The sequence below is a fragment of the Saprospiraceae bacterium genome (genome assembly GCA_016712145.1).
Taxonomy (GTDB): Bacteria; Bacteroidota; Bacteroidia; order Chitinophagales; family Saprospiraceae; genus Vicinibacter.
Genome location: JADJRO010000001.1, coordinates 858870 through 873586, shown reverse-complemented (window position 1 = coordinate 873586; position 14717 = coordinate 858870). Strand labels below are relative to the sequence as shown.

Annotated in this window: 10 protein-coding genes and 1 pseudogene; 5 read left to right on the top strand and 6 right to left on the bottom strand. The window is 36.7% G+C overall.

The features are described 5' to 3' along the window. Positions 1-31 precede the first annotated feature (31 nt). On the bottom strand, positions 32-1543 hold the full coding sequence (gene lysS / locus IPK91_03810; protein MBK8296403.1) for a lysine--tRNA ligase: 1512 nt from the start codon (positions 1541-1543) through the stop codon (positions 32-34). A gap of 314 nt (positions 1544-1857) precedes the next feature. Here lysS and IPK91_03805 point away from each other — a divergent pair, with 314 nt between their 5' ends. From IPK91_03805 to IPK91_03795, 3 genes are read left to right on the top strand one after another with little or no spacing between them, the layout of a single operon-like run. Continuing rightward, entirely contained in the window at positions 1858-3081 is a 1224-nt protein-coding gene (locus IPK91_03805) for a hypothetical protein (GenBank protein MBK8296402.1), read from the top strand. 26 nt (positions 3082-3107) lie between these two features. Next, a complete protein-coding gene (locus IPK91_03800) occupies positions 3108-4136 on the top strand; it encodes a hypothetical protein (GenBank protein ID MBK8296401.1) in 1029 nt (342 codons plus the stop codon). Next, positions 4133-6886, top strand: a complete 2754-nt coding sequence (locus IPK91_03795; protein ID MBK8296400.1) for a gliding motility-associated C-terminal domain-containing protein — start codon at positions 4133-4135, stop codon at positions 6884-6886. Before IPK91_03800 ends, IPK91_03795 begins: the two co-directional genes overlap by 4 nt. Before the next feature lie 66 nt (positions 6887-6952). Here IPK91_03795 and IPK91_03790 read toward each other — a convergent pair whose 3' ends face one another. After that, the gene (locus tag IPK91_03790) at positions 6953-10336 is read right to left on the bottom strand and encodes a gliding motility-associated C-terminal domain-containing protein (protein MBK8296399.1); all 3384 of its coding nucleotides are present in this window, start codon (positions 10334-10336) and stop codon (positions 6953-6955) included. 136 nt (positions 10337-10472) lie between these two features. On the opposite strand from IPK91_03790, the gene IPK91_03785 reads away from it, so the two are divergent. Continuing rightward, complete coding sequence (locus IPK91_03785; GenBank protein ID MBK8296398.1) at positions 10473-10841, top strand: DMT family protein; 369 nt, start codon at positions 10473-10475, stop codon at positions 10839-10841. Positions 10842-10847: 6 nt separating this feature from the next. Next, positions 10848-13304 carry a primosomal protein N' gene (gene priA / locus IPK91_03780; protein MBK8296397.1) on the top strand — a complete coding sequence of 819 codons (2457 nt, stop codon included), beginning with the start codon at positions 10848-10850 and terminating at the stop codon, positions 13302-13304. A gap of 19 nt (positions 13305-13323) precedes the next feature. Here the strand turns inward: priA and trxA are convergent. The 4 genes and pseudogenes from trxA to IPK91_03760 all read right to left on the bottom strand — a co-directional run bounded on the left by trxA (position 13324) and on the right by IPK91_03760 (position 14710). Beyond that, positions 13324-13619, bottom strand: a pseudogene (trxA, locus tag IPK91_03775) (thioredoxin). 50 nt (positions 13620-13669) lie between these two features. Next, positions 13670-13927, bottom strand: coding sequence for a hypothetical protein (locus tag IPK91_03770; GenBank protein ID MBK8296396.1), 258 nt, complete (start codon positions 13925-13927; stop codon positions 13670-13672). A 17-nt stretch (positions 13928-13944) separates the two neighbouring features. Then, a complete protein-coding gene (locus IPK91_03765; protein MBK8296395.1) occupies positions 13945-14394 on the bottom strand; it encodes an OsmC family protein in 450 nt (149 codons plus the stop codon). 1 nt (position 14395) lies between these two features. After that, positions 14396-14710, bottom strand: a complete 315-nt coding sequence (locus tag IPK91_03760) for a rhodanese-like domain-containing protein (GenBank protein MBK8296394.1) — start codon at positions 14708-14710, stop codon at positions 14396-14398. Positions 14711-14717: the final 7 nt, after the last annotated feature.

Here is a 14717-nt window from a genome sequence, read left to right as displayed (position 1 = left end):
ATTGTAATAATAAATTTTAAATCACTTTTTATTATTTACCAATGGGTTTCATTTGTGGAAACAATAAAACCTCCTGGATTGCTTCCTGTCCTGTTAAAAGCATGGTTAATCGGTCAATGCCTATTCCCAATCCAGAAGTTGGCGGCATTCCATACTCAAGGGATAGTAAAAAATCTTCGTCCATTAGCATGGCTTCATCATCACCCCGTGCTGCTAGTTTAAGCTGATCTTCAAATCGCTGACGCTGATCAATGGGATCATTTAATTCAGTATAGGCATTTGCAATTTCTTTGGAATTTACATAGAGCTCGAATCGTTCTACCAAGCCAGCTTTGCTTCGATGCTTCTTTGCCAAGGGGGTCATTTCTATCGGGTAATCCGTTATATAAGTTGGTTGGATCAAATGCTTTTCAACCAAGCCTCCAAAAATTTCATCTATTAATTTACCAACCCCCATACTGGCATCAATCTCAATATTTTTAGATCTGCAAAAGGCCTTTAATTCATCTTCTGATTTACCTTCTACATCAAAATTTGTATATTCTTTAATTGCATCAAACATGCTTAATCTGCGAAATGGTTTAGTGAAATTAATTTCATTCAAACCTACCTGAACTTTCGGTCCTCCGTTAATTTTAGTGATAACGCGTTCCAACATGGTTTCAACCATTTCCATCATCCAGATGTAATCCTTATAGGCTACATAAATTTCCATAGAAGTGAATTCAGGATTGTGGGTACGATCCATGCCTTCGTTTCGAAACATTTTCCCAAATTCATAAACACCATCAAATCCACCTACGATGAGTCTTTTTAAATACAACTCATTTGCAATTCGCAAAAACAAAGGAATGTCCAGGGCATTGTGATGGGTTTTAAAAGGTCTTGCAGCTGCTCCGCCATGCATTCCTTGCAGAACAGGTGTTTCTACTTCAAGCCAGTTTTGTTCATTGAAATACATCCGCATTTCATGAATTAACTGACTTCGTTTGACAAATATTTCCCGGTGTTGTGGATTTACAATTAAATCTACATAACGATGTCTGTAACGTTGTTCTGGATCAGTAAATGCATCATGTGTTTGACCATCTGCATCGGTTTTTACGACTGGCAGGGGATGCAATGATTTACTGAGCATTTGTAAATGAGAAACATGGATACTGATTTCTCCCATCTTGGTTTTAAAGACATAGCCTTTTAACCCAATGATGTCTCCGATATCCATATATTTTTTGAAAACTAAATCATAAAGCGTTTTGTCTTCACCAGGACAAATCTCATCGCGCTTTACATAAATTTGAATTTTTCCTTTACTATCCTGGATTTCTGCAAAACAAGCTTTACCCATATCCCGAACCATCATCAAACGGCCGGCAAGGCTTACATCTTTATAGGCTTCTGGATTGTTTTCAAAATGAGCTTTAATATCAGTAGAATAGACATTTACTTCAAAAGCTTCTGGTGGGTATGGATTGATACCCATTTCTTCTAAGGCTGATAATGAATTTCTTCGGATAATTTCCTGTTCGCTTAATGGCTGCATGACTTGAATTGAAAAGGTAAAGATACATTGCAATTTTAGCTAATATAAAGCAGTGGCAAGGCTTTTTGACTTCAATCCCTTCAATATCATGGTGTTTTGATAAAAATTAACAAGCAAATGGCCAAATTACTGTAGTATTTTCTTTTGAAATCCTCTTGATTCCTGTTGAATCCAAATTCAATATTGTGCTGCTGGTTCTAAATTATTTTTCTAAGGCTATTGACTGCTCATGAATTCTATTCTTTGAACAAGGCTTTCACTCATAAAATCTTAGTAAATAGCTGTCTCTACACCTATCTTTGTAGCCTACAACAATGAATAAAGCCAGTCTGAGATTACACGGTGTGCTGCTTGCTATGCTTTGCAGTTTGGCTGTTAATGCCCAATGTCCCGATATCACTGAAACGAAAACCACTCCAAATTGCATTCCTTCCTGCGAATTGTGCTCTGGTGGTAAACTCAACATAACTCTTAAAGGGAATGACCTGCCCCACAATGGTAAAATTGATTACTATGCGGATGTAAATGCTGGATTTAATCCATATGCCGGACAAGGAGTTAAAATTGGAAGTGTGAACATTACAACTTCAAATCCCAAGTGTAGGCAATGCCCTGTTTTATTGGGTTTTATGATTGATGCCTGTGGAACAGAAGCCAAGAATGAATTTTTAGTAATGTGGACCGGTAGTGGATTTAATACCGGTGATTTTAATTTTGATTTTGCCACTCAAAATAATTCAGGAGGTGCTCAAAATGCAGATATCGGTCCGGGAGGCTGTGGAATCGTCAATGGGAATCCTTCGTTGGTAAGTGGTTGCTCTGCCACCGCGGTAGGCGGAAATTTTGATTTACCCCCAAATTCCATTTGGATTGTATTTACCAGTGCCAATGCATCTACGATATATGATTGTACATCTGCTTGTGGATTGGCATGCAAAATATTTGTATCAGCCAGTAATTGTGACCGTACCATTGGAGCATTTTCAAACTTTGATGCGTCTGTTGGGAATCGTACTCAGGTAATGACCATAACAGGATGTGCCTGTTCAACCAATGCAATGTATGATGTGCCCGGTTCATTAACTGGAAATGGAGATTTTTGGGCAGAAGGAAGCATTTCAAACAATGGATGTGCCACGCCATCCTTAAGTCAACCAAATTACATTCCCGCAGTAAGCACAGTAAGTCCATTTGATTTTACCATTCCTGCATCCTGGTGTGATAAAGTATATGAAATTGTCGGAATACTAAATCCAAAACCAGATCCAATTTGTTGCATGGAAGAATTTACAGAGCGAATCAGTATCAATATAAAATGTCCTAAAGCAAATTCTGCAAGTCTGGAAGCATGTGAAACATCTGGTGGTCAGGCACTATTCAATTTGGAAGATGCAGATACAGATGTTTTAGGAGGTTCAAACGGTGTAGTGCAATATTTTAAAGATATGGCAGGAACCATGCGTATCAATTCACCGTACTTATCTGGAAATGCTACAATTTATGCTAAAATAATTGATGGAAGCTGTAGCTCAATTTAGTTCCAATCACATTAAAAGTGATTGTTTTGCCAATAGCACGAGCTACCTCAGATCAACAATGCGATGATGGCAGTGGTTTTGCAACTTTTGACTTAACATTGCTTGAGAAATTTATAAAAAATGGGAATGTCTCATCTAAGGTTTCTTTTTTTGAAGACATTGGTTTAAACATACCCATTTCCAGTCCTTATACCTCTTCAAATGCTGTAATTTATGCAGTGATTTCTGATGGCAAATGCACATCAAAGCCGGTTGCGATTACACTTACTGTAGTTCCAAAACCAACAGCCGATTCCAGTAATTTAAGTGCCTGTCCGGGAGCTGATGGAAAAGCAGACTTTGATTTGAATTTAACACTTGCTAAAATTATTAATGGTCAAACTGGTGTAACCGTTAAATTTTATGCAGATTCTGCGCTAACCATATTAGTTAACTCACCATTTCATTCTGGATCGGATACTTTATACGCTGTGGTTTCCAGTGCGGCATGTTCTTCTGATCTTGCCCCTGTATTTTTAAGAATTAGTTCGATTAACGTACAAGGAATTGTTACAGAAAAAATGTGTGATGATGGTAATGGCAATGCGTTATTTGATTTAATACAACTTTCTAAACTATTAACGCAATCTGATACCAGTATCAAAATTAAGTGGTTTGACGATAGTTTAAAACAAGTTTCTATTACACCACCTGTTCTGGTAACAGGCAATGATACAATATATGCTTTTTTGTATAAGGATTCCTGTAGCTCTTTTCCAATAAGCGTATATTTGAATACAGTAAAAAGACCGGTTTCAACTACTGTTAAATTAGAGCTGTGCGCTGATCAAAGCAATCGGGCTTTATTTGATCTGAATGCATTAAAAAATTTAATCAACGGTGCTAGCAATTTGCCGGTTAATTTTGCAGAGGACAGTTTATTTACTAAGCCAATCACATCACCTTATTATAGTTTTAGCGACACCATTTATGCACAAAGCATGGATGGAAATTGCTCCAGTTTTCCAGTACCCATTTTTTTAAAAGCAAATCCTTCACCTTTTTTAAGCATATGAACGATACCATAGTTTGCAATCAATTTGTTTTGCAAAACTTTACAGGCATCAATTTATCTGCCAATGCATCGTATTATTCAAATGCAAACAAACAAGGAGTAAAACTAAATCCAGGCGATACCATTTACAATTCATCCTGGATTTATCTGTATGATGAACTTAATGTCTGCTTAGCTCAGGATAGTTTTCGTATCGATGTAATCAAAGGATTGACCGCCGGAAGCCCTAATGCTATTTCAATTTGTGAAGGGAGTATCGTTGATTTAACACAATATTTGGTGCAGGCAGACCCTGGAGGAATCTTTGTTGATATCGACAATTCAGGTACGTTGAATCTATCTCTATTTAACTCTTCGGGATTAAATGGGCAAACGTTCCGGTTCAAATATTCTGTACCCGGCAATGCATTTTGTCCTGCCGATTCATCTATAATAACAGTCCATGTAGTTCAAAAAGTGAATGCCGGATTGGATACAACGATCCTGATTTGTGAAAATGAGTTGTATGATTTAAATTCTGCATTAAGAAATGCAGATGCTGGTGGTTTATTTAAAGATTTTAATGGCACAGGCGCATTGCAAAACGCTGTTTGGGATGCAAGCAAATCGGGCCCTGGTAATTTTCGGATAGATTATGAAATTGGAGACGGCATCAGTTGTCCAAAAGATATTAGCCAAATCAATCTGCAAGTGCAGAATGGAATTTCAATTTCCAAACCTTCTGACGTTACGGTGTGTGACCTCTTTGTTTTGCCAATTATTTCTGGAAAAAATATTTCGAGCAATGCAGCCTATTTTACAAATTCTCATGGATTGGGAATTCAATACAATCCAGGCGATACCATTTACCGTAGCATAAGGCTATTTGTTTTTGATTCCATCGCATCTTACTGTCCTGATGAGACCAGTTTTACGATTACTATAAAATATGCATCCTACAATCCATTTGGTGACATAACAATTTGCAGAGGCGACAGTGTTAAAATTAACAATACATTTTACGGCACAACTAAATTATCTGGAACAGAATACTTTCCGGGAGCTGCCGCAAATGGTTGTGATAGTACTGTGAAAGTAGTTGTTCTATTTTATCCCAAAACGGATACCATCCTAAAACCTTTGATGTGTGCAAATGATTTTTTAACTGTTAATGGGAATCGGTACGATATCAATCGACCTACAGGAACAGAAATATTAAAAGGGGCAAGTAAAATAAGTGGTTGCGACAGTACTATTACAGTAGCTTTACAATTCCATCAATTAGCTCAATCCTTTTATTCGACTAATTTATGCGCAGGGGAGTCTATAACCATTCATGGTAAATTATATACAGAATCAAATCCAAATGGAGTCGATACATTAAAAGGAGCTTCAGTTAGTGGTTGTGACAGCCTGGTTAGGATTCAGCTAAATTATTTCCAGGCAAGCCGGTTTACTTATAAAAATCAAGTTTGCAATAGCGATACGATTCGAATCGGAAATCTGGTGTTTGATAAAAACAATCCAATTTTAATTGATACGATTAAAGCTTCAGCATTCAATGGTTGTGACAGCATTCGTGATATTCAAATCCGGTTTTATCCAGAAGCAAAATCTAATTTCGCAGCAAGTTTGTGCGAGAACCAGGAACTAAGCATAAATGGAACCGTTTATAATGTATTAAATCCAAGTGGAACTGAAGTTCTTAAGAATGCATCATTTCAAGGTTGTGATAGTATTGTGGAGGTTGCTTTGAGCTTTAAGAAATCTGTAAATTCAAATTTTAATGCTACCATTTGTGAGAATGATAAGATCACCATCAATGGAAAAGTATACGATCGGTTTAATTTAAGTGGCAAGGATACTTTGGTCGGAATGGCAAGCGGTGCTTGTGACAGTATCGTGACGATTCAGTTGCAAATTAAAAAAATTGCAAATGGAAATTTCAATCAAGCAATTTGTGAAGATGCTTCCCTAACTATTAATGGTACGAATTACGATAAAAATCGTTTGACTGGAATCGATACCTTACTAGGCGGTGCAAGCAGTGGATGTGACAGCATTGTAAACATTCAATTGACTTTAATTCCGAGTGTAAAGACACAAATAAAGGATACATTGTGCCCGGAAGAATCATTGAGTCTTAATGGAATTATTTATAACAAGAGCAATCCTTTTGGCGAACAACGCTTTGTTTCACAAACTGGCTGTGACTCTTTGCTTACTGTAAATCTTAGCTTTTTAGATCTCCAGGTTAGTTATAACCCAAGTATCTTTATTAGTCCTGGTCAACAGGCACAAATAAATCTGCTTCCTAATTTTACACCGACTGTTATAAAATGGATTCCATCCACCGGATTAAGTTGTTCTGATTGTTTGAATCCTCAAATCGTATTATCTGCTGATCAAGATTATGAGATTGAACTTACCGATGCAAATGGCTGTCAGATTGTTATAAGATTGCTAGTGAAGGTACAGCTTGATGATAGGGTGTGGGTGCCAAACAGCTTTTCACCCAATGGAGACAACATCAACGATTTTTTTAAAGTCATAAGTGTTGATCCCAATTGGAATATTTCAGATTTTGCAATTTACGATCGTTGGGGCAATCAATTGTATTATGAACAAAATACCACCATCATAGATCATAAAGGGTGGGATGGAACGGCAAATTCACAAAAATTGAATCCGGGAGTATTTGTTTATTATATCAAACTTACAAATGGAAATTCTGATAAGACCTTATTTGGGGACGTCAGTTTAATACGATAATTATTTTCGATAGGATTTAATATGTGCAGGATAAAATTTCCTAAAACCAACTTTCCTGGTTGAAAATTATCTCAACAACGTTATGTTACCGCTTGCCTTAAAATGTTTTCCGGTTTTATCACTGAATAAGAAAAGATAAACATACACTCCAGGGAGTGCTTTTTGTCCATTAACTTCTCCATTCCATGCACCATCAATCCCATTCGGTTTAAAATTCCTTGATTTGTATACTAAGTCACCCCATCGATCAAATATCTGTAGCAATTCAATGTTTTCTATGCTCCTATCGGTAAAAATATTAAAGTAATCATTGATGTTGTCACCGTTAGGAGAAAAGACATTGGGTACATTATAAATCTGTTTACTGCTGATCCAGATACTTTCTTCATAGATGCATCCATTCACATCCGTTATTTTTACACGAAACCAACCGCCCGAAGTATTGATAAAAACGGAAGTTTTTAAACATGTTTTGCAACTAATTAAACCCGGACCAGACCATTCAATACGTGCAATGGAATCGATATCCAATGTGTGTAATTCCAAATAAACAGAATCCCCTAATATAACCGACAATGAATCTGGATTGAGATCCACCAGACCGATTATAGGTGGATCAATGGTAAAATTGTATAGGAGTCTACAACCATTGGAATCCTGTAATTCAAGGATATGATTTCCGATAAGAATTTGTTCGTAATTATCTTTAAACAATTTGATTTGTCTATCAACCGATAATTGATAGGGTGGAGTACCACCGCTTAGTTTTGTAATAAACAAATTGCCGTATTCTGTTTCAAGGCAGGTAGCATCTTTGCCGATGTAATCCAATTCAAGAACTGGTGGCGTTTCTATTTCTACAGATTCTGTAATTTGACATCCGGCATTATCCGTAACGGTTAAATTATAAATTCCTGACTTTAATTGTGTGCGATTGGGCTGATTGTTAATATCAGACCAAGAATAGGTATAAGGGTCATGATTTCCTGATGCTGAAACATTTATTTGGCCATTTGCATCTCCATAGCATTTGACAGGAGTTTTATCAATCATTAGAACTGCTGGTGTAGTTAGATGGATGCTAACTTTTAAAATGCTGTCACAACCACTTGTTGCAGTCAATATATTTTCAAAACTGGTATCTCTATTTATAAGATGTGAATTAATTTGAATGCTGGAATTAAAGCAAATGGTCGTGTCTATTTGATGTATATTTTGATTGAGTATGTTTAATTGGATGGAATAACTGCTGTCACAACCTGCAGCTGTTTTATAGTTAAACTGGTAATTGCCGCTTTGGGTTAATATTTTTTGATCAAAGTTGAAACTAGAGCCAAAACACAGAGCCGTATCAATTTTATTTGCATAGCTTGGACGTTCTGTCAAGTGTATGTGGATGATGCTATCGCATTGATTGTTATTAAAATAATTTTGAATGAAATCACCAGGCTGATTGTAGTCGGATTTTCCAATTCGAATTAAACTGTTTTGGCAAAAGAAGGTATCTATGTAACTATCTGCTTTCGTCCGAACTGATAAGTTTAATTGGAAGCTGCTATCACATCCAAATTGATTTGTAAATCGTTTTTCATAAAAACCAGTTTTGTTATAGGCCTGTCCTTGAAACACAAATGTTTCCCCTTCACAAATAAAGGTGTCCAATGCATTGATAAGACTTGGTAACACATTCAATCTTATTTGAAAATTGCTATCACAACCTGCTTTACTGATTAAATTTATTGAATAAGTTCCCGTTTGATTAAATACCTGATTTCCTATTTGCAGTGAATTACCACCACAAAAACTAGTATCAATCAATCGATTGTAAACTGGATTGATTCCAAGATTAAGAATTAAAGTACTATCACAACCATGGCTGGATAATAAGTTAAACGGATAGCTGCCTGCTTGATCAAGAACTTGATTTCCTACTGCAAGATTTTGGCCATCGCAAATCGCAGTGTCCAGTATAATTGAACTTTTTTTAAAAACGCTTACCTGTATTTTGACCGTGCTATCACATCCGATAGCGGAGGACAGTATTTTTGAATAGCTGCCCGCATTTCTAATTGTGTCTTTTTCAAATAAATAATAGTTGCCTTCGCAAATGGCAATGTCCAAATTACTTTGAATTGGGTCAATGACTTGTAAATTTAAGGTTGTCAAACTATCACAACCATAGGACGTTTGTGTATGAATCGGATAGGTTCCGTTGGAATCATAGTCCTGATTGTTGATTCTGATTTTATCGCCTTTGCATATTGCGGAATCAATGGTAAATGTTTTTGGTTTGATTACAGTCAATTCCAGATTTACCAAACTGTCGCAGCCTTTATTGGTTTTTAATTGAACCTGATAAGTGCCAGAACTATCGAAGAAATTAGTTCCGACCTGAATGTGATCTCCAAAACAAATTTGTCTTTTAAGGTCGGTATTAAACGTATCAATTTTATATAAATAACTATTGCTTAATTCACAGTCATTTCCATCAGAAGCTCTTAAAACATAACGACCTTGTTGACCGGGAGGAATGATAAAATTTGGATCATTTGCACCTACAAGTGCTATTCCATCTTTATACCATTGGTATTTAATTTGGGTAACCAAACTTTTAGGCGATGCTAAGTGGATGGTATCTGCACAAGGATTGCCTGTGATGGCCAATTGAAGTGAATCAAATTTTGTTGTTTCTTCTAATAGTAACTCATCAATAAAAAAATAATATAATCCATCTGCCCGGGTACAACCAGGTCCAACAACTAATGCCTCTATGTTTTGGTTTGGTTTAAGCTTTAACTTCACTTTGACCCATTTACGGGTTCCGCTGGCTGTTACGGTCGTAAGTTGAAACCAGTTTGGATAATTTGTTGGGCAAAGCCACCCATTCGCTCCTCCAAAAGGCAGGTTCGCACATTTTGTTGTGCCAAAAATTCCTAAAGTCGTTATGGCCCTTGGCCCATAAGAATTTCCAGGATTCCCAAAACCAATCCAAAAACTGAGTGTGTACTCTTTCCCTGCCTGCATGATATTATTTAGACAAGCTCCGACATATTCTTTGTAAGTGGAGTTGCGTAAAGGATGATTCATCAAATCCAAAAAACCAACATATCCATTCCCTGCCGGCAATGGTTGAGGTGGACTGCCCCGCATTGGATCTTGTGAAAAACCGCAAGTATGAAAATAGTCTGATGTAGCAGCTGAAGCCTGAATCCAGTTTTTGGAACAATTCAATTGCATCAATCCCGTTGGGCAGCAATTATACTCTTCAAAAGAAGGATTGGGGATCAAAGAAGATGGAACAAACAGAGTGTCTTTAATTCCTTTGCATTTACAATCTGGATCGTTGAGATCAATAAATCCATCTAAATCGTCATCCAGGCCATTTGCACAATCCTCGGGAGCAAATTGGGAAAAGCCAGGCATGGCAATTGCCAGAAAGTAACTAATCAAAAGAAAGCTTTTAATCATTTGTGACGGATTCTTACAAATTTAAGAATTTTATTGAGCTTGAAACGATATTCTTAATTTGAACTATGGCCAAAGAGATTAATTGTAAGCAGTTTGATATATTTGCAAAAACCCTAATTTGAAAGTTTTTTCTACCATCCTTCTGTTAATTGTAGCAAATGTGTTTATGACCATTGCCTGGTATGGGCATTTGAAAATTAAAGAATTTCCCTGGGCGCAATCTTTTGGATTAGTCCAGATCATTTTGTTGAGTTGGGGAATCGCATTTTTTGAATATTGCATTCAGGTTCCTGCAAATCGATACGGTTATACCGGAAATTATGGACCTTTCAGTTTGGTCCAGCTCAAAGTACTTCAAGAAGCAATTACCTTGGTTGTTTTTTTTGTGTTTGCATTTATCTTTTTCAAACAAGAACGTTTTCAATGGAATCATCTGATCAGCGCTTGTTTTTTAGTTGGTGCCGTTTATTTTGCGTTTAAGAAGTAAGAATAAATGTTTAACCAATCACCAATTAAAAGATACGCTGAACTCATTTTTCCGCTTTCCGTAGCAGGTACGTTTACTTATGCCATACCGGAGGAGCTAGTGCCTGACTTAAAAGTAGGCTGTCGTGTTGAAGTTGAATTTGGCAAGAAAAAACACTATGCAGCATTGGTAAAAGTAATTCATGATACTCCAGCTTGGAATAAAACAAAATCAATCATAGCAATTATAGATCAGGAGCCTATCGTACGTTCAAAACAATTGGAATTCTGGGAATGGTTAAGTACATATTATGTGTGCAGTCTAGGAGAACTGATGACAGCTGCTCTGCCTTCCTTATTTAAATTAGCTTCAGAAACCCGGATATATAAATTAATAGAGGAATCAGACTATCCAGAATTCCTGGAAGATGATGAATACTTGATCCTGGAAGCGCTGGATGTGCGAAATGAGTTGAGTATTTCAGAAGTTCAACAAATTATTCAGAAGCAGTCCATTTTAAAATTGATCAACAGCATGGTGGATCGACGTTGGATTGCTGCGCGGGAAAAATTGGAAGACAAATCTGAGATCCCAACCATTTCATGGATTCGCATTCCAAATCAATTAAAGGAAGATCAGAATTTATTAAATGAGCTGCTCAATCAGATTCAGAAATCGGAACGACAATCCCGTTCGTTTTTGAATTATTTGCAAATTAAAAAGAATTACGATTGGATCAAGCGAGTGGAATTGCAACGAATCAGTGCCACAGATAAAAGCGTGACCGACGCTTTGATCAAGAAAGGTTTATACGAAGAATGTGTTTTGGAAAAATATGTGTATCCAAACCAGGATCAAGCATTTGTTCCACTGGAACTGAGTGAAAATCAAAACAATTGTCAATTAGAAATTAAAGCACATTGGATCAAACATCAAACCTGCTTATTACATGGCGTAACCGGAAGCGGAAAAACCATGATCTATATAAAGTTAATTCAGGAATATCTCGATAAAGGATTACAAGTTTTGTACCTGGTCCCAGAAATTGCATTGACGACCCAATTGGTGAGTCGATTAAAGTATTATTTTGGAGAACAGCTGTTGGAATATCATTCTGATTTAGGTTTAAAAACAAAATTTGCGGTTTGGAATGCAGCCATGAAACATACACAGGTTTTTATTGGTGCAAGGTCTTCCATCTTTTTACCATTTGATCGATTGGGATTGATCATTGTCGATGAAGAACATGATGCATCCTACAAGCAAAACGATTCGGCACCAAGATATCAAGCACGGGATTCTGCCATAATTCTGGCAAAATTATTTAATGCTAAAGTGCTTTTAGGTTCAGCGACCCCTTCCATTGAGTCCTATTACAATGCAAAGCAAAATAAATATGGTTATACTTTTTTAGATCAACGATTTGGAGAAAGTGAACTGCCTGACGTGACTACAATTTCTTTAAAAGAAGCCCAACAATTTGGCAGAATGAAAGGCTTGTTTTCTGAACAATTACTAAAAGAAATTCAACTCAACTTAGATCAGAAAAAACAAGTCATTTTATTTAGAAACCGAAGAGGCTACAGTCCTTTGTTGCAATGCGCCAACTGCAATTGGGAAGCAAGTTGCGAGCGGTGCGATGTACGAATGACTCTGCATAAACAACAAGAGAAATTAAAATGTCATATCTGTGGAAATTTTAAACCCATTCCAGTACGTTGTCCGGATTGTGGACAGGCAACTCTAAAAATACTTGGCTTTGGAACAGAAAAAATAGAGGAAGAATTGCAAACAAATTTTCCTGATCATATCATCAAGCGATTGGATCTGGATATTGCACGCACCCGTAAAATGCAACAAAAGATCATTGAAGAATTTCAAGATCGTGAAGTGGATATACTTGTAGGAACGCAAATGGTAACCAAGGGCCTCGATTTTGATGGGGTGAATTTAGTTGCAGTGGTTCAGGTAGATCAAATGTTGTTTTATCCGGATTTTCGAGCACAGGAACGTGCGTTTCAACTACTTACACAAGTGGGAGGTAGGGCAGGACGAAGGAAAGAAAAAGGCCAGGTTTTAATCCAGGGTTTTCAGATTTTTCATCCCGTAATTCATTTTGTGGTGAATCATGATTTGCAAAGTTTTTATACTCAAGAATTGTTTGAACGAAAAAAGTTTCATTATCCGCCGTATGTGCGTTTGATAAAAATTCAATTTTTACACACTCGATTGCCGGTGTTAGAAGATGCGATTGATGTTTTTTGCAAGCAACTTAAAGTCTTGTATGGAAAGCGGATTTTGGGTCCGGCCGAACCAAATTTATCTAAAATTAAAGGTTACTTCGTACGCGAGTTATTAATTAAAATAGAAAAGGAGTCTAAACAGATCACAACAATTAAAAAGGAAATCCTATTGAAAATTCAGGAACTTAAATCAAAAGCAGGCATGTCTAGCCTGCGAATTCAGATAGATGTAGACCCATAAAGCTACACGTGTTTTTAGCTTAATTGGACTGAATGACCTTTGCCAATTCATTGGCAGAAAGTACACCGATTGCCGCCATTTGACCTGACCATTTTTGAAGAGAATGAAGGTCGGGACCCCTTGAATTTTATAGGTTATGGCCGCTTGTGGATTCTTGTCCACATCAATTTTAAGGATTCGTGCCTGATCTCCAATTTTGGATTTTAATTCTTCTAAAATGGGTTTCATCATTTTGCAAGGGCCGCACCATTCAGCTGAAAAATCAACTAATACAGGCGTGTCGCTATTTATTAATTCTGAAAATGTTTGTTTCATTTGTTATTATTAATGAGTGTTCACAAATAATTGGTGCATTAACTACACATTTATTTTCCCTTTACTTCTTCGTATTTAATTTCTTCAATCAGGTTTTTTGAATCGCGATTGTTTTCCGGTTGACTCATTGCACCAAAGCAATTGCCGGAAGCACAACCAAATCCAAATAAACCCATCGATGCAAAATAAATACCCAGTGCCAAGCCGAGCCACTGATGGTCTAAGATGGATTGAACGACAATGTATCCACCAAAAAGCAGATAGATAAATCGTATGAAAGTCCAACCGCTTTGAATCCGTTTTAACATTTTACTTATTTTTAAATTTAAGAAACAACTTCAATCGTCGGGTTCATGGTAATTTTTGATTTAATGGAATTTGAGATCAGACATGCAGCTTCTGACTTTAACAAGATACGTTCTGCTTTTGCGCGATCTTGTTCGTTTTGAATGCTCACTTTTGGTTCCAGTAGTATTTCGCTCATGATGTATTTTCCATCAATCTGTTCTAGTTTCCCCTGGGATTTACAGCTAAAGCTTTTGAATTCAAGTTTGGAATTATCGGCTATTGCTAAAAAGGTAGTCATCAAGCAACTGCTGACGGCTGCTGTAAATAAATGTTCCGGTGACCATATACCAGGAATTCCTTTGGGAAATTCAGGTGGAGTGGCCACTTCAATGCAGCTAGCTGCATTTTTTATTAGTTCAGGAGAGCACATTACGCCTTTTCTGTCTGAACTCCAGTTGATATCTACATTATAAATATGTGCTTCCATCTTAGTTGATTTTATTTTGTAAACTCGTCCATCCACCACCATCATATACTTCTGTAAATCCTTTACTTACAAGAATGCTTTTTGCAGATGCACTACGCATTCCGGAAGCACAACACAAAATGATTGGTTTGCCTTTTTTGATTTTACTCGTTTGATTGGGCAATACTTGTAAGGGAATGTTTACAGATCCTTTGATATGTCCTTGTTGGAATTCTCCTGGTGTCCGAACATCAATAATTTGTGCTCCATTTTTATGCAATTTGTCAAATGCAGTTTGAGGAGCACTGCTAAATAATTTTTTTAGTGCGTTTAACATGTTGTTT

Excerpts from the sequence above, each read along its gene's own strand:
- IPK91_03765 (MBK8296395.1), bottom strand. The coding sequence starts at position 14,394 with ATGGAAGCACATATTTATAATGTAGATATCAACTGGAGTTCAGACAGA.
- IPK91_03795 (MBK8296400.1), top strand. The coding sequence starts at position 4,133 with ATGAACGATACCATAGTTTGCAATCAATTTGTTTTGCAAAACTTTACA.
- IPK91_03805 (MBK8296402.1), top strand. The coding sequence starts at position 1,858 with ATGAATAAAGCCAGTCTGAGATTACACGGTGTGCTGCTTGCTATGCTT.
- priA (MBK8296397.1), top strand. The coding sequence starts at position 10,848 with ATGTTTAACCAATCACCAATTAAAAGATACGCTGAACTCATTTTTCCG.
- lysS (MBK8296403.1), bottom strand. The coding sequence starts at position 1,543 with ATGCAGCCATTAAGCGAACAGGAAATTATCCGAAGAAATTCATTATCA.
- IPK91_03760 (MBK8296394.1), bottom strand. The coding sequence starts at position 14,710 with ATGTTAAACGCACTAAAAAAATTATTTAGCAGTGCTCCTCAAACTGCA.
- IPK91_03770 (MBK8296396.1), bottom strand. The coding sequence starts at position 13,927 with ATGTTAAAACGGATTCAAAGCGGTTGGACTTTCATACGATTTATCTAT.